This window comes from Nonomuraea sp. NPDC059194, assembly GCF_042754765.1.
Lineage (GTDB): Bacteria > Actinomycetota > Actinomycetes > Streptosporangiales > Streptosporangiaceae > Nonomuraea.
On sequence record NZ_JBHZBH010000020.1, the window covers coordinates 113,071 to 128,428 of the forward strand.

Below are 15,358 nucleotides of genomic sequence, written 5' to 3' on the forward strand. Positions count from 1 at the left end.
TCGGGACAGCATGCGCCTCCCGCCGTCCCAGGCACAGACCGCGGGCACGGCAGCCGCTTCCCGCCCCACCCGGACACCGACCCTCTGGCAGGACACGCGCCTCCCGCCCGAGCCCAGCTCGCCCGTGACCGCCTCCCGCCGGGCGGGTCCCGGACATGGGGACGGCCCGCGCCAACGGAGGGCGCGGGCCGTACCAGAGCGACGGGTCAGGACCTGACGGTCTCCGCCTTCTTCGGGGTGCTCTCCGCGGGCGCGACGCTCACCCTTCGACGCTTGGAGATGACGATCGCCACCACCACGACGACCACGGCCACCGCCGTGACGCCGATCCGGAGGGCGACGTTGTCCGCGTAGACCACCACGGCGGGTGCGATCAGCAGCGCCACCAGGTTCATCACCTTGATCAGCGGGTTGATCGCGGGACCGGCCGTGTCCTTGAACGGGTCGCCGACGGTGTCGCCGATGACGGTCGCCGCGTGCGCCTCGGAGCCCTTGCCGCCGTGGTGCCCGTCCTCGACCAGCTTCTTGGCGTTGTCCCACGCACCACCGGAGTTGGCGAGGAAGACCGCCATCAGCGTGCCGCACGCGATCGCGCCCGCCAGGAACGCGCCCAGCGGCGCGTACCCGAAGGCGAAGCCGACCGCGATCGGCGTCATCACGGCCAGCAGGCCGGGCGTGGCCAGCTCGCGCAGCGAGTCGCGGGTGCAGATGTCGACGACGCGGCCGTACTCGGGCTTGACGCTGCCGTCCATGATGCCCGGGTTGTTGCGGAACTGGTCGCGCACCTCGAACACCACGCGCATCGCCGCCCGGCCCACCGCCATGATCGCCAGTCCGGAGAACAGGAACACGACGGCGGCGCCGATCACCAGACCGACCAGGACGTTCGGCTGGTCGATGCCGAGGTCGAAGGTCTGGAACGCGCCGAGCGCGCTCTTGACCGACGCGCTGGCCGTCGCCAGCTCGGCCTCGACGGCGGTGCGGAACGCGCCGAACAGCGCGGTCGCCGCCAGCACGGCCGTGGCGATCGCGATGCCCTTGGTGATGGCCTTGGTGGTGTTGCCGACCGCGTCGAGGCTGGTCAGGACGCGTGCGCCCTCCCCGTCGACGTCGCCCGACATCTCGGCGATGCCCTGCGCGTTGTCGGAGACGGGGCCGAAGGTGTCCATGGAGACGATGACGCCCACCGTGGTCAGCAGGCCGGTGCCCGCCAGCGCGACCGCGAACAGCGCGATCGTCACGTTGCCGAAGCCCAGCAGGAACGCGCCGTAGACCGCACCACCGATGATCAACGCCGAGTAGACCGCCGACTCGAGGCCGACGCTGATACCGGACAGGATGACCGTCGCAGGGCCGGTGAGCGAGCTCTCGCCGATCTCCTTCACCGGGCGCCTGTTGGTCTCGGTGAAGTAGCCGGTGAGGATCTGGATGGCGCTGGCCAGCACCAGGCCGATCAGCACCGCGCCGATCGCGATGATCCGCGGGTTGGCGTCGGACTGCACCGTCGCGCCCGACAGCTCGCTGAAGGTGGCCGGCAGGTACCAGTAGGCCGCGCCCGCCACCAGCACCGCGGAGATCGCGGCGGAGATGAAGAAGCTGCGGTTGATGGCCGCCATGCCGTTGCGGTCCTTGTCGCGCAGGCCGGTGACGAAGATGCCGATGATGGCGGTGACGACACCGATCATCGGGACGATGAGCGGGAAGATCAGGCCCTGCTCGCCGAAGGCGACCTTGCCCAGGATGAGGCTGGCCACCAGCATGACCGCGTAGGACTCGAACAGGTCGGCCGCCATGCCCGCGCAGTCGCCGACGTTGTCGCCCACGTTGTCGGCGATCGTCGCCGCGTTGCGCGGGTCGTCCTCGGGAATGCCCTGCTCGACCTTGCCGACCAGGTCGGCGCCGACGTCGGCGGCCTTGGTGAAGATGCCGCCGCCGACTCGCATGAACATCGCGAGCAGCGCCGCGCCGAAGCCGAAGCCTTCGAGCACGCCGGGCGCGTCGCCCTGGTACAGCAGGACGACGACCGCCGCGCCCAGCAGGCCGAGGCCGACGGTGAACATGCCCGCCACACCACCGGTGCGGAAGGCGATGCGCATCGCCTTCTTCTCACCGGACGTGCGGGCGGCAGCGGCGACGCGCACATTTCCTCGTACGGCCAGCCACATGCCCATGAAACCGGTCAACGCGGAAAAGCCCGCGCCGACGATGAAAAAGATGGAGCGCCCGATTTTCACATCGGTCGCTCCAGGAAGGAACCAGAGCACGATCGGAATCAGGATCACGAAGATCGCGAGTGTCCTGAACTGACGGGTGAGATACGCCGCCGCGCCTTCCTGTACGGCGCGCGCGATGTTCTGCATGCGTTCGGTGCCCTGGTCGGCGGCCAGGACCTCGCGCACGAGGCCGCCGGCCACGGCTAGCGCGATCAGGGCCACGGCGGCGACCACGACGACGATGGTGATGTTGTTTCCGCTCAGGGACAGCGCTGAGGCTGGCTCGGCGGCCAGATAGAGGCTAGACATCCGTTCTCCTCGGCAAGACGGGTACGTCCTGCCCGGACGGCGCTGCGGTATGCGGAGGGCCTGGTCAGCGGCGTCCGGGTTATGGGCTGCCGCTTCCGGTTGAGTCCCGCTGTTGTGCCGGATCACCTTGGCCGGTGCCGGGAGTCTACGCACGGGTTCCGCGGATATGAAGGCTCTTGGGGTCGCCAATTATCGGCGCGTCCACTAAGTCCCTGACAGTGGGCCGATTTGGTATTGACAGGGAAGAATTTCGTGTCGGTTACGGCCACCGCCGAGCACCAATTATGACCAGACCGAAATACAGGCAGACCGACTACGGCAGGGTCCGAGCGAACACGCGGTCGAGTTCCGCATGTGGCCGGACCGAACATCCGCTCGCGCTCCACGCGACCGGAGGAGCATGCGGCCGTGCGGGCACCTGGTCCGGACGGCATGCAGCCCGAAGGACATGCGGCCCGAACGGCATGCGGCCCGAACGGCATGCGGCCCGAACGGACGGCATGCGGCCCGAAGGGCTTACTCCTACGGTCAGGCGGCCAGGCCGGGCACGCGGTTAGGCGGTCGGGCCGGGCATGCTGTCAGGCCAGCCGCGCGGTCAGGCGGCCAGGCTGGGAACGTGGTCGCCTGCCGCGTCACGGTGCCCAGCCCCGCGCGCTGGAGGAGCGTCTCCCTGGAGGGACGCCCGCCCCGCGCATCGGGTGGGGCCAGACCGGCTTGCCGTACAGAAGACCGACCTGCACACCGGAGCAAACCCGCACCCCCGGGATACGGCCAGCCCACACCGAACAATCCCTCAGGGACTGACACGGCTGGGGGCGGGCCAGCTCATGCGGATGCGCATGCCCTTGGGGCTGGGGAAGACCTCGACGTCGTCGGCGAGGCCCGCGATCACCGCGATCCCGAAGCCGGACATGAAGGAATCGGACAGCGACCCGAGGTCGAGCGGCTGCTCCTGTTTGATCTCGTCGCTCGGGGCCTGATCGCTGACCGTGACCTCGAACCGCCCCGAGTCGTCCTTGAGCTCGATGCGGATCGGCTCCCCCGGGCAGTGGGCGCGGTGCGCCTCCACGGCCCGGGAGCATGCCTCACCGACGGCGAGCCTGACCTCGTCAAGAAGCGACTCCTCCACGCCCGTGCGGCGGGCGATCGCCGTGGCGACCAGCCGTGCGGTCCGCACGTGCGCGGGGAGAGCGCTGAACGTCAGCTCGACGGTAGCCATGACTACTTGTCTCGGCCGTGAGCTTCCTTGGCCTCGTCGACCGAAGCGTAGATGCCGAACACCTTGGTCAGACCGGTGATCCTGAAGATCTTCAGGATGCGCTCCTGCGTGCACACCAGCTCGAGGGAGCCGTCGTGCGCCCGAACCCGCTTGAGCCCGCCGACCAGGACGCCCAGCCCCGTCGAGTCGAGGAAGTCGACCTTCTCCATGTTCACGAGGAGGTGGTAGCTCCCCTTGTTCACCAGGTCGATCAGAAGCTCACGCAGCCTTGGCGCGGTGTAGACATCGATCTCACCCTCGACCTCAACGATGGTGAGTCGGTCGTCCTGGTGGTGATCCAACTTCAGATCCACAGATCCTCCAGCGCCTCGCCTGCGAAAGTACCCTTGCGGGCCTGGCAGTGTGGAACTGCCCGACCCCGACGCGCGGCATTCAACCACGGTCGCTGCTTGTGTCTATACGAAATCACGATTCCCGGCCACTTTGCCCATGGATGTCAGACTGGAAACCAGTGAGTTCCTCCGCTTCCTCCCCACACCGAGTCGGTCCACTCCTCCATCACCTGCTCGGCGTTCCCGCACGCCATGATCGGGTCACCCATGTGGAGCACGTTCCTGCACGTCAGGCGGGTAATGTTCGCTGGCCGGAGTGGGTTCATGACCTTCTGATTACGCGCTTGGCGAACCAGGGGATCTCGGGGCTTTGGTCGCACCAATATGAGGCCGCCGATCTGGCACGTCGTGGCCGAAACGTGATCATTTCCACAGGCACGGCGTCGGGCAAGTCGCTCGCCTACCTCGCTCCCGCCGTCACGGCCGCCATCGAGGGCGGCACGATCCTCTACCTCACCCCCACCAAGGCGCTCGCGGCCGACCAGCTGCGCGGACTGAGGGAGCTGCGGATCGCCCAGCTCCGCGCGGCGACCTTCGACGGCGACACCCCGTTCGAGGAGCGGGCGTGGGTGCGCCAGCACGCCAACTACGTCCTCACCAATCCCGACATGTTGCACCGTGCCCTGCTGCCGCAGCATTCGCGCTGGTCGTCGTTCTTCCGGCGGCTGCGGCTGGTCGTCGTGGACGAGTGCCACGGCTACCGCGGGGTCTTCGGCTCCCACGTGGCGCAGATCCTGCGCAGGCTGCGCAGGGTGTGTTCGCGGTACGGCACGACGCCGGTGTTCGTGCTGGCCTCCGCCACGGCCAGCGAGCCCGCAGCGTTCGGGACCCGGCTGACCGGCCTTGAGATGGACGAGGTGACCTCTGACGCCTCTCCCAAGGGTGCGACCACGTTCGCGCTGTGGGAGCCGCCCCTGACCGACCTGCGGGGCGAGGGCGGGGCTCCCGTACGGCGGACGGCCGCGGCCGAGACGGCCGACCTGCTGGCGGACCTGGTGCTGGCGGAGGTCAGGACACTCGCCTTCGTCCGGTCGCGCCGGGGAGCCGAGACGGTGGCGTTGACGGCCCGGGCCCGGCTGGAGGACGTCACCTTCGGCACCCCCCGCCACTTCGCCCACACCTTCCCCCTCCCGACCGACCTCACGCGATCGGAACCCCAACACACGATCGCGGAGGACACCGGCCTCGGGGACCCCACGCCATCCGCCGCCGCACCGTGCGATTCCGCCTCGTCCGCCGTCCCGCCGCCCGGCTCCGCGCCGTCCTCCGCCCCCGCCCCGTCCGGCTCCGCCGTACCGGCTCCCTCTCCCGCGGCCGACGACGGGACCAGCCCGCGCGCTCCGAAGGGCACTCTCGCCGACCGGGTCGCCGCCTACCGCGCCGGTTACCTCTCGGAGGACCGCAGGGTCCTGGAGAAGGCCCTGCGCACCGGCGAGCTCCTCGGCCTGGCCACCACCAACGCCCTCGAACTCGGCGTCGACGTCTCCGGCCTCGACGCGGTCCTGATCGCGGGCTGGCCGGGCACCAGGGCCTCCCTCTGGCAGCAGGCGGGCAGGGCAGGACGCGCCGGCCAGGACGCGCTCGCCGTCCTCATCGCCCGCGACGACCCTCTCGACACCTACCTCGTCCACCACCCCGAGGCGCTGTTCGGCCGCCCGGTGGAGGCGATCGTGCTCGACCCCGACAACCCCTACGTCCTCGGCCCGCACCTGTGCGCCGCCGCCGCCGAGATCCCCCTCACCGACGACGACCTCTCGCTGTTCGGCCCGACCGCCGAGAGCCTGGCGGCCGACCTCGTCGAGCAGGGCATGCTCCGGCAGCGTCCCGCCGGATATTTCTGGACCCGCCGCGAACGCGCCACCGACCTCGCCGACATCCGCGGCTCAGGTGGCGCGCCCGTCCAGGTCGTGGAGTCGTCCACGGGACGCCTGCTCGGCACCGTCGACGAGCCCTCCGCGCACTCCACCGTCCACACCGGCGCCGTCTACCTGCACCAGGGCGAGACGTTCCTCGTCGAACTCCTCGACCTGGAGGCGGGCATCGCCCTGGTGTCGTCCGCCGAGCCGGAATACAGCACGTTCGCCCGCGATGTCACCGACATCTCCGTGCTGTCCACCCTCCGCTCCCACGACCTCGGTACGGCCCGCCTGAACTTCGGCGAGGTCGAGGTCACCCGCCAGGTCGTCTCCTATCTCAAGCGCCGCCTCCAGACCGGCGAGATGCTCGGCGACGAACCGCTCGACCTGCCGCCACGCACGCTGCGCACCCGCGCCGTCTGGTGGACTCTGCCCGCCTCCCAGGTGGCCCCGCTGGCCGAGGAGGGCATCGACCTCGGCGGCGCTGCACACGCGGCCGAACACGCCTCGATCGGGTTGCTCCCCCTGTTCGCCACCTGCGACCGCTGGGACATCGGCGGCGTGTCCACCGAGCTGCACGCCGACACGGGGCTGCTGACAGTGTTCGTGTATGACGGGCACGAGGGCGGAGCGGGGTTCGCCGAACGCGGCTACGCCCGCGCCACCGACTGGCTCACCGCGACCCGCGAGGCGATCGCGTCGTGCGAGTGCGAGCGGGGGTGCCCCTCGTGCATCCAGTCGCCCAAGTGCGGCAACGGCAACGAGCCGCTCGACAAGGCCGGCGCCATCCGCCTCCTCGACACCCTCCTCACCACCGAACCTTGACCCCACCTGTGATACGGCTCGTCCGGAAGACACGGGCCGTACTGGATCGCGGGCCGCACCCGAGGTCATGGGACCGCGAGCCGCACCGGACGAACTCAAGGAAAAGCAAGCCGTACGCAAGATCGAACGGACACGGGCCACACCCGTGACCGGAGGACGCGCGCCACACCCGTGACCGGAGCGCGTACCGCATCCGACAACAGAGGACGCGCGCGCCACACCCGAGGTCGGGGCGCGGGACGCACCCAGGACCGGAGGACGTGGGCCGCACCCGAACCGGATGGCACACGCCTCACCAGACACCGGAGGACGCGGGCCGTACCGACAGGTGGTGGGTCAGCTCTCGCCGCCCAGGTGGCGCCGCCCGATGTATGCCGCCTCGTCGTCGTCCGCCGCCCAGAAGTCGCCCGCCCCGGGCTGCGGACGCTCCCAGAACCCGCTGTCCTCCATCGAGCGCGGCGCCGGTGGCAGGTAGTCGTCCCAGCGGTCCTCGATCCGGGCCGCCGTCGGCCGTACCGGCGGGATCTCAGGCTCGGCCGCCACGGTCGTCACCGCCGAGCTGGGCAGCGCGAGGCGGATCGGCTCGGGCCGTACCGGAGGCTCGGCCTGCTTCGCCTCCTCCGCGCTCACATACATCGGCAGCCGCAACCCCGCGCTCTCCGGCCCCGGCTGCTCGGGAACGTGCGGCTGGGGCTTGCGGGTCTTGGCCACCGCCAGCACCACGGCAGGTCGGCGCGGCGCGGCGGCGGTCGGCGGGATGCTGTCGCCAGGCTGCGGCGCGTCGGCCGTCGGCGGCACGGGCGCGGCCTGCGGACCACCGCCCGCGGAGGCGAGCGCTCGCCTGCGCGCCCACGCGCCGCCGTGCGCGGCCAGCAGCAGGAGAAGGAGGCCGCCTGCCACATAGATCCCGTACTGTCCGATGTTGCCGATCGACGACTCGGACGACTGCGCCTTGACACCCGTGTCGACCGTCGCCGCCTCGGACTCCTTCGCTGGCTCATCCTCGGCGGACGGCACCAGCACCTCATCGTCCGCCTTCTTCGGCTTGGCCGTGGGGAGCCGGTACTCGCCCTTCTTGTCCGTTTCCGTGGCGGGCAGCGCGGGCATCTTGCTCACGCTCTTCGGCACGGTCTGCTGCGGTTTGACCGTCGGCGTCACCCGCTTCTTCGGCGGGATCGACGGCAGCGGCTCCACGCCCGTCCGCGTCTTCTTGGCCTGCTCGGTGCCGCCCGTCTGCGCCTGCTTGGTCTGCGCCGCCTTCGGCTGCGCGGGTGGGGACGGCGCGGGGATGTTCACGTAGGCCGTGTTCGAGTTGCCCGAGCCGAGCATCCCGCCCTCGCCGTCGCTCCTGTAGGCCTTGACCGTGAAGCCCACCTGCTGGCCTGCGGCCTTGCCCGGTACGGCGAGCGTCGCCTTGCACGAGCCGCCCGGGCACGCGCTGTCGGCCGACACCTTGCCCACCGAACCCGACTGGCTGGTGGAGATCTCGTAGGACTGAAGGTCGGGCTCGGACCCCTTGCTCCACGTCACCACGATCTTGTCGCCACCCGACAGCGTGGCGGCCACCCCCGACGGCGGCTCGGCGGGGATCGCCTGGCGCAACGTCGAGGTGCTCTCGTCCCACTTGCCGCCGAGCAGCTTGCCCTTCTGGACCAGCCGGACCTGGTAGCTGCCGTTGGCGTGCTCGGCGGGGTTCCAGGTGTAGGTGACGCGCTGGTTGCCCTTGGCGACCTCGGTGCCGTCGACGTAGAGGATGGCGTCGAAGGCCAGGTCGACGGTGCCCTGGATGGTGACGGGCGCGTTCGTCGTCACCCGTGACGGCATGTCGATATCCGCTCGGGCCTGCGCCGGCGTCGCCACGCCGAACACCGCGGCTCCGATCACGATCGGCATCACCACGCCTGCGGCCATCAGCCTGCGAAGTGCCGTCACGACGCTTCCCTTCATCGAGAGCCTCGCACCGCCCGACCCCTCGCCCCCGACGAGCGACCAAACGGCGACCGGAAGTGCCAGTTCCTCGAATCCGCAACCGTCAGCCTCGACGGTGTCGTGCAGCCTAGCGAGAAAGGTCCGCGATATTACAGACCTCACCACCAGACGGCATGGACCGAAGTAAGCGCGACCTTATGGGAGAATTCCCGCTCTTGGACACGCCGTCCAAGAAGTCGTGATTCGATTGCGACATTGCCCCTCTGGCCTCTCCCGTCACCACCGTCGATATCGCGACTCCCCCAGGTTCAGCGACTTGAGCCGCCGCCCCGACCTCACCAGAGGGCACATCGGCGAGCTGAAGGGGGACGGTCTCGGCGAGCCTCCCCGACGGCTGTGCACCCCCGCCAGCAGGCTTGATCGCGGTGTCTTGCTCACGGGTCTCCGTCGCGACGAGGGTCCCTCGATGGGGTCGGGTTGAGAATTGACAGGGGCTCGGACAGCGGTCGCTTGCATGGCAGTGCCATCGGTCTCTTCACCGCCTACAATCACCGCCCATGACCGACCTGGACGAGCAGGGCCGACCGGAGCCTCCTCTTGCCTCGGACGAGGCCGCCACCCTCCTGGGCTTCCTGGACTACCAGCGCGCCACCCTGGCGTGGAAGTGCGCGGGTCTGGACGCGTCCGGCCTTCGAGCGACCGTCGGCGCCTCGTCGATGACCCTCGGCGGGATGCTCAAGCACCTGGCGTACGTCGAGGACAGCTGGTTCTCCCGATGGCTGCACGATCGAAACCGGCAGCCCCCATGGGACACCGTGGACTGGAAGGCCGACCCCGACTGGGACTGGAACTCGGCCGCCGAGGACACACCCGAGCAACTTCATGCCCTCTGGCGGGAAGCCGTGGCCCGCTCCCGCACCCTGGTCGCGGAGGCGCTGGCCGACGGCGGCCTGGAACGGCCCGCCCGGCGCACCTGGCCCGACGGTCGAGCCCCTAGCCTGCGGTGGATCCTCGTCCACATGATCGAGGAGTACGCCCGGCACAACGGCCACGCCGACCTCCTCCGAGAGTCGGTGGACGGACTAACCGGGGAGTAGCCGCCCTCGTTGCTGGGTGGTTAAGCCCTCAGGAGTCGGTGTCGCCGCCGTACAGCAACCCACCTGTCTTAATGATCAACATGGTGAACTGGAGCGTATTCAGCCCCTTCGAAGCCCGCTTATGGCAGACCTGTCAGATCATCGCCGTGCGCTTCTTCAAGCATCCGGGCGACCCCGACCTTCCTCGGCCGACGACCACGATCCCCCTGCGTCCGAGTGACCTCGTGTTCGCTGCCGAGACCGCGAGGGTGCGCTGGCTGAAGTCGAAGGCCCCCCAGCCGTACGAGCGCGCCACCTACCGCGACGCCATCGGCATCAGCAACGCGAACGACATCAGGTACGCCCAGTTCGGCCTGGCCATGAGTGACGAGATGAGCAAGTACACGCCAGGAAAGACAAGGATCTCGGGGTGGGCATGCTGACCATCACTGACTGCGGTCTCACCTTCGAGCGGCCTCGCCAGCCGAACCTGGTGGTCTACCACCAGCGCGTCGAGGGTACCGACCTGACGGCCGAGGGCGTCGTCGAGATCGCCACCGACAAAGCGGACGGCACTCGACTGGTCTTGGAGCACCACACCCGACCATCGGATGAGCGCCGTCGGACGAACACCGACGCACGAGCGCCATCGAACGAATACCGACGGACGAACACCGTCGGGCGAACACCGTCGGGCGAGCACCGTCGAGCCACCACCGCCGAGCCACCACCGCCGAGCGAGCACCGCCGAGCGAGCACCGTCGAGTGGGCACAAAGGTGTACACAGCGTTGGGTCCGCGGGAGGAGGCCAGCCGGTCCTCCCGCCTGAAGGATCGCATCATGACAATCGCCCTGTTGCTGACCCTCGCCGCGCTGGCGATCGTCGACAGCACGAGCTTCGGCACCCTCGGCATCCCCATCTTCCTGTTGCTGTCCTCCCAGCGGTCACAGGTGTCGCGCCTGATGGTCTATCTCGCCACTGTCGCGATCTTCTATTTTCTGGTCGGTGTGGCGCTCATGCTGGGCCTGTCCACATTGCTGGAGAACTTCGGTGATGTGCTGCGCAGCCGTACCGCCTACATGATTCAGCTCGCCCTCGGAGTCGGCCTGTTCGCGTTGAGCTTCCGGTTCGACCCCAAGCGGCGTAGGAAGCTCGGCAAGCCCGAGCACCGCTTCGAGCCGCGCATCGGCGGGCCGCGGGTGATGGTGATGCTCGGGCTCACCGCAGGGCTGCTCGAGGTGGCGACCATGGTGCCGTACCTCGCCGCCATCGGAATGATGACGACCTCGAGCCTGCCTGTCGCGCAGTGGGTGCCGCTCCTCGTGGCGTACGTGCTCATCATGATCTTGCCGCCGCTCGTGCTCGTCGGGCTCCGCGGCGTCGCGAGAGGGTGGCTGGAGCCCAAGCTGGAGCGATTGCGCGCCTGGATGGCCAAGCATTCGGCATCGGCTGTCAGCTGGGCCCTCGCCATCGTGGGCTTCCTCCTGGCTCGTGATGCGGCGGTGTATTTGTTCTTCCGCTGACGCCCAGCCCGCTCGGCTATCGTGCGGCGAGCGACCATGGCCACTCAGGGGCTGGGTGTTCGCGGACTTGATTCCCGGGCTGGGGCTGTCTGCGGACTTGACTCCGGGGCTGGGGCTGTCTGCGGACTTGACTCCGGGGCTGGGGCTGTTTGCCGCCTTGAGGGTGTGGGCAGCGCAGGGGTTGCGGCGGCTGGACCGGCGCGAGCGCGTGCATGGACGGTGCGTTCGCCGACTCCGGGGAGTGAGAGTCCGACAGCGACCGTCACGTCGGCCGTTGCCTCGGTGAGAGCGCAGCGGACCAGCCGGGCACCGTTCTGGACGGCCAGGCGGGATGCGCGTTCACACGCGTTCTCGGGGGAGGCGAGCGCCCATCTGGCGGCCACGAGGGCGCTCAGGTCCGCTGTGCTCTGTGCGCGATGGTGGGCGACTCGAACCGTCCCGAGCAACGCGAAGGCCGTCGCGACCGTGAACAGCACCGCCGACAGGGCCACACACCACAACGTCGCGGAACCCCTGTCCGGCGGTATGGCGGCTCGCCGGCTGCCACGAGACGCCGGGGACCGTTCGACGACTCCCCGCCGTCGAGGGCCACGTGGCGTGGGTCGCTCATGGCGCGCCGGCGGTCGCTGAGTGTCAATCGACGCCGCTCGTCGTTCAACGCCACGTGCCAGAAGCCACCACCAAGCGCCACCCGATACGGCCCGCCGTTCGGTGTCATGCGGCGCGGGTGGTCGACGAGGGTCCAGCGACGTCGATGGCGGTTCCTCTGGCGGAAGCTGCCGTCGGACACCATGCGCTACGGATGGGCGTTCGAGGTCACGCGGGGCGGATGGCCGATGAGAGTCGACTGGCGTCGCTGGCGGTGCGACCTCACGTTGGAGAAGCCGCCGCCGAGTGCCAGACGGTACGGCTGGCCCTGCGAGCGGGGCGGGTGGTCTTCTTGGACCGCAGACTGCGGTTGGGCATCTCATGCTGCTCTTCTCCCTCGGGCCTGGTCCGAGCGCTGGGAACGCACAGTGGATCTGTCGAACTCGTCGTCCGTCCACCGCTCGAGGTGCCGGTGGTTGTGCGGGTGTCTGGGGGCGTTGGTGTGCGGTCAGGGTTGGGCGGCGCCGGGTTCTGTTGCCGTGACCGCTGAGGCTTTGACCTCCACGGGCGGCAGTGCGGAGGCCCAGGACGGGCGAGCCTGAGTCGTGATGTCGACGCGGGTGACCTCGGCACCTCTGGTGATGTCTATGTGGGCGCCCCGGGGAGCGATTGCCTTGGTGCGCTCGCGGACTTGGGCGAGTGGTTCTCCTCGGGCGGCGGCTCGGGCACCTGTGCGCGCGGCGTCGACGCAGCGCAGGTGGGTGTTGACCACGGTGACCGCCCACAAGGCAGCGGCCAGGACGACCATGAGGGCTGGCAGTACCGCGGCGGTCTCCGCTGTCACGGAGCCTCTTGAACGTGGACTCGGTGCGGGTGGCGGGCTGGCGTGGCTTGGTGCGGTACTGGCCATCGGCCGGGCCGCAGGCCGAGCGGATCGTGCGTCGGCTGGACAATCGGGTCCCGAGCTCATAGACGGGCCACGCGACGCGAGCCCCGGCGAGCACGCGACCAGCGCACGGCCCGCGATGGTGTGGTGGTGGGGCGACGATCTCGGCATCTGTGGGGCTCCGCTGTGGACGACGAAGGGGATCTCGGGGGCCGGGGTTCAAGCTGCGGCCCCCGAGGCGGCTCATCCGAGATGGCGGTGTGTCAGGCAGGCATGGCGGTGTGGAGGAGGGTCAGCCGGCCGTGTTGAGGGCGCGGTTGACCAGCGTGGTGAGCATTTCCTGGACTTCGGTGCTGGTGACGACCTTGAAGAGCAGGGCTGCGAAGCCGCAGGCGGCGATGGTGCCGACGGCGTACTCGGCGGTCGACATGCCGCGGTCGAGGCCGAGGCGGGCGGCTTGGGCGGTGCGGGTGGTCCACAGCCTGTGGACGGCGGCGCGGGCACGCTTGGCGAACGGGGTGATGGAGCGGGGGTGTCGCATCGTTGCCTCCCAGGGTGGGGCCGGGTGGAGTCCGGCGATCGGGGGTCCAGATTCGCTGAGCGGTTGGGGGTCGGGAGGGGCCGAGTGCGGTTCTGTGGATAAGCAGGAAAAGGACCGGCGGGGTTGTGGATAACTTCACGACCTCGGCCCAACGAGTGGCCGACACCGTGGTCGGCCACGCCTGACGCTGACCGTGTCTTCAGGGGATGAGGACGCCGGCGGCCAGGCCCGCGACGACGGGGATGACGCCGAGGAGGACGAAAGCGGGCAGAAAGCACAGGCCCAGAGGAGCGACGGCCTGGACGCCGACTCTGCGGGCGGCGGCGAGCGAAGCCGTACGGGAGGCTTGTCGGGCGTCGTCCGCGAGTCGGGTCAGCACGTCGGCAATCGGGGCGCCGCTCTGGGCCGCCCGGGACATGGCGCGGGCGAGCGGTCCCATGGAGGGTTCGCGAGCGAGGGCCATCCAGGCGGGTTCGGGGTCGGCGCCGAGGCGGAGCTGACCGCTCACCCAGGCGAGGCGCTGTCCGAGGGGCCCGCCGACGGCCGTGGCGGCGATCTCGGTGGCGGCGCTGACGGGCTGGCCCGCCTGGAGGCAGGCCACCATCAGGTCCATCGCGAACGGCAGGTCGGCCGTGATGCGCTCGCGGTCACCACGGGACTGGTCTGCCGCCTGTTTGTGGACGAGTACGGTGGCCAGCGCCCCGACGACCGGGCCCGCCATGACGCCCGCGACACCGCCGACCAGCAGCATGGTGATGACCGCGACGCCGCAGCCGGACATGATGGCCCGGCGACCGGGACGTCGTCTCGCGGCGACGGCATGCCGGGGAAACCAGTCGGCGGCCGAGGGATGCGGTCTGCCACCGAGTGAGGCAGCGGGGCCATCTGGTGAGGTGGCCAGGCCGTCTGGTGAGGTGGCCAGGCGATCGAGTGGGATGGCGGGGCGGAGAGCGGCGAGGCGGTCTGCCGGGGTTCGCGAGGGGAACGACAGCCAGACCGCCAGGAAAGCGCAGGCGATCGCGACGATCACGCGGACTCCGCTCGGGACGACATCCGATGGGTCCACCACAGTCCGCAGGCGTCGAGGGCCACGCCGACGATCAGACAGCCCAGTCCCGGGAGGCTGCCGAACAGGAAGCCCAGCGGGTTCATGCCCAGGCCCGCGGCCATGAGGAGACCGAGCGCGGGCAGGGCGGCGAGCATCCTGGCGGTGGCTCGGGGGCCGGCGAGCTGGGCGGACACCTCGCCTCGGTGGGACTGAGCGGCGCGCAGCGAGCTGCCGACGCGGTCGACCAGCCCGGACAGGCCCGCGCCCACTGACACGCTGACTTCCCAGCAGGCGGCCAGCCGTCGCAGTCCTTCGCCGCCTTGCTTCGGGGCCACCTCGCGAAGGGCCGCCGCGACGTCGCCACCGTCCCGCGCGGCTGCCACCAGGGGGCTCAGCGGGCTGGAGAGTGCGGCCATGGGGTTGAGCGAGCCAGGGAGCGTGGTCACGGGGCTCAGCGCGCCGGGGAGCGCGCCCCTATAGCTCAGCAGGCGGGGGCGCGTGATCGCGGGGCTCAGCGGGTCGGAGAGTGCGGCTTGGGGGCTCAGTGGACCGGAGAGTGCGGTCACGGGGCTCAGCGGGCCGGGGGGTGAGGCCGGAGGGTTCAGCGGGCCGGGGAGGTCGACTGCGGCCAGGGCGCGGGTGAGGGCCTCTCCTGGGGTACGGCCGGCGGCCAGCTCGGCGGAGAGCGCTTGGCACAGCTCGATGGAGGCCACGCGCCAGGACTCGGCTTGGCGGGCGGCGGACGGGCGTTTGACCCTGGCCCAGAAGGAGGAGGGCCACGGCAGTGATGGTCGGGCGCCGAAGAGGCGGTCGAGGCGGAGCCGGGCGTGGGTGGGGCCGGTCCATAGCCAGACGGCGAGCGCCCCGCAGAGTGCGGCGGTGATGGTCATGTGGATTTCCGTAGTCGAGGGACGGGCTGGTCCTGGCGTGTCAGTGCGTGGGCGGGCTGGGG

The 15,358-nt window shown here is 70.1% G+C and carries 13 protein-coding genes; 4 read left to right on the forward strand and 9 right to left on the reverse strand.

The features are described from left to right. Positions 1 to 206 precede the first annotated feature (206 nt). The 3 genes from ACFXJ8_RS24235 to ACFXJ8_RS24245 form a co-directional block, all read right to left on the reverse strand. Positions 207 to 2,522: a sodium-translocating pyrophosphatase gene (locus ACFXJ8_RS24235; RefSeq protein WP_379646213.1), complete on the reverse strand. Its 2,316-nt coding sequence runs from the start codon at positions 2,520 to 2,522 to the stop codon at positions 207 to 209. A gap of 793 nt (positions 2,523 to 3,315) precedes the next feature. Next, positions 3,316 to 3,741, reverse strand: a complete 426-nt coding sequence (locus ACFXJ8_RS24240) for an ATP-binding protein (protein WP_379646214.1) — start codon at positions 3,739 to 3,741, stop codon at positions 3,316 to 3,318. Between the two features lie 2 nt (positions 3,742 to 3,743). Then, positions 3,744 to 4,094, reverse strand: a complete 351-nt coding sequence (locus tag ACFXJ8_RS24245; protein ID WP_183652283.1) for an STAS domain-containing protein — start codon at positions 4,092 to 4,094, stop codon at positions 3,744 to 3,746. 398 nt (positions 4,095 to 4,492) lie between these two features. On the opposite strand from ACFXJ8_RS24245, the gene ACFXJ8_RS24250 reads away from it, so the two are divergent. Continuing rightward, positions 4,493 to 6,814: a DEAD/DEAH box helicase gene (locus ACFXJ8_RS24250; RefSeq protein WP_379646215.1), complete on the forward strand. Its 2,322-nt coding sequence runs from the start codon at positions 4,493 to 4,495 to the stop codon at positions 6,812 to 6,814. Between the two features lie 336 nt (positions 6,815 to 7,150). On the opposite strand, the gene ACFXJ8_RS24255 is transcribed toward ACFXJ8_RS24250, so the two are convergent. Beyond that, positions 7,151 to 8,746 (reverse strand): hypothetical protein, encoded by a 1,596-nt coding sequence (locus ACFXJ8_RS24255; RefSeq protein WP_379646216.1) that lies wholly within the window; start codon positions 8,744 to 8,746, stop codon positions 7,151 to 7,153. A gap of 554 nt (positions 8,747 to 9,300) precedes the next feature. Here ACFXJ8_RS24255 and ACFXJ8_RS24260 point away from each other — a divergent pair. The 3 genes from ACFXJ8_RS24260 (at position 9,301) to ACFXJ8_RS24270 (ending at position 11,343) form a co-directional block, all read left to right on the forward strand. Then, positions 9,301 to 9,840: a DinB family protein gene (locus tag ACFXJ8_RS24260; protein ID WP_379646217.1), complete on the forward strand. Its 540-nt coding sequence runs from the start codon at positions 9,301 to 9,303 to the stop codon at positions 9,838 to 9,840. A 146-nt stretch (positions 9,841 to 9,986) separates the two neighbouring features. Further along, positions 9,987 to 10,262: a hypothetical protein gene (locus tag ACFXJ8_RS24265; protein ID WP_379646218.1), complete on the forward strand. Its 276-nt coding sequence runs from the start codon at positions 9,987 to 9,989 to the stop codon at positions 10,260 to 10,262. A 397-nt stretch (positions 10,263 to 10,659) separates the two neighbouring features. Next, positions 10,660 to 11,343, forward strand: a complete 684-nt coding sequence (locus ACFXJ8_RS24270) for a GAP family protein (protein WP_379646219.1) — start codon at positions 10,660 to 10,662, stop codon at positions 11,341 to 11,343. A 44-nt stretch (positions 11,344 to 11,387) separates the two neighbouring features. Here the strand turns inward: ACFXJ8_RS24270 and ACFXJ8_RS24275 are convergent, their stop codons facing one another. The 5 genes from ACFXJ8_RS24275 to ACFXJ8_RS24295 all read right to left on the reverse strand — a co-directional run bounded on the left by ACFXJ8_RS24275 (position 11,388) and on the right by ACFXJ8_RS24295 (position 15,296). After that, the gene (locus tag ACFXJ8_RS24275; protein ID WP_379646220.1) at positions 11,388 to 12,314 is read right to left on the reverse strand and encodes an Rv3654c family TadE-like protein; all 927 of its coding nucleotides are present in this window, start codon (positions 12,312 to 12,314) and stop codon (positions 11,388 to 11,390) included. A gap of 125 nt (positions 12,315 to 12,439) precedes the next feature. Further along, the gene (locus tag ACFXJ8_RS24280; protein WP_379646221.1) at positions 12,440 to 12,775 is read right to left on the reverse strand and encodes a TadE family type IV pilus minor pilin; all 336 of its coding nucleotides are present in this window, start codon (positions 12,773 to 12,775) and stop codon (positions 12,440 to 12,442) included. Between the two features lie 334 nt (positions 12,776 to 13,109). Beyond that, complete coding sequence (locus ACFXJ8_RS24285; protein ID WP_379646222.1) at positions 13,110 to 13,358, reverse strand: DUF4244 domain-containing protein; 249 nt, start codon at positions 13,356 to 13,358, stop codon at positions 13,110 to 13,112. Positions 13,359 to 13,557: 199 nt separating this feature from the next. Beyond that, a complete protein-coding gene (locus ACFXJ8_RS24290) occupies positions 13,558 to 14,388 on the reverse strand; it encodes a type II secretion system F family protein (protein ID WP_379646223.1) in 831 nt (276 codons plus the stop codon). Next, positions 14,385 to 15,296 carry a type II secretion system F family protein gene (locus ACFXJ8_RS24295; RefSeq protein WP_379646224.1) on the reverse strand — a complete coding sequence of 304 codons (912 nt, stop codon included), beginning with the start codon at positions 15,294 to 15,296 and terminating at the stop codon, positions 14,385 to 14,387. Before ACFXJ8_RS24295 ends, ACFXJ8_RS24290 begins: the two co-directional genes overlap by 4 nt. Between the last annotated feature and the right edge of the window lie 62 nt (positions 15,297 to 15,358).

What these genes read in the sequence shown, in the direction of transcription:
- ACFXJ8_RS24260 (WP_379646217.1), top strand. Translation starts at nt 9,301, where the DNA reads ATGACCGACCTGGACGAGCAGGGCCGACCGGAGCCTCCTCTTGCCTCG.
- ACFXJ8_RS24295 (WP_379646224.1), bottom strand. Translation starts at nt 15,296, where the DNA reads ATGACCATCACCGCCGCACTCTGCGGGGCGCTCGCCGTCTGGCTATGG.
- ACFXJ8_RS24270 (WP_379646219.1), top strand. Translation starts at nt 10,660, where the DNA reads ATGACAATCGCCCTGTTGCTGACCCTCGCCGCGCTGGCGATCGTCGAC.
- ACFXJ8_RS24275 (WP_379646220.1), bottom strand. Translation starts at nt 12,314, where the DNA reads ATGAGATGCCCAACCGCAGTCTGCGGTCCAAGAAGACCACCCGCCCCG.
- ACFXJ8_RS24235 (WP_379646213.1), bottom strand. Translation starts at nt 2,522, where the DNA reads ATGTCTAGCCTCTATCTGGCCGCCGAGCCAGCCTCAGCGCTGTCCCTG.
- ACFXJ8_RS24285 (WP_379646222.1), bottom strand. Translation starts at nt 13,358, where the DNA reads ATGCGACACCCCCGCTCCATCACCCCGTTCGCCAAGCGTGCCCGCGCC.
- ACFXJ8_RS24240 (WP_379646214.1), bottom strand. Translation starts at nt 3,741, where the DNA reads ATGGCTACCGTCGAGCTGACGTTCAGCGCTCTCCCCGCGCACGTGCGG.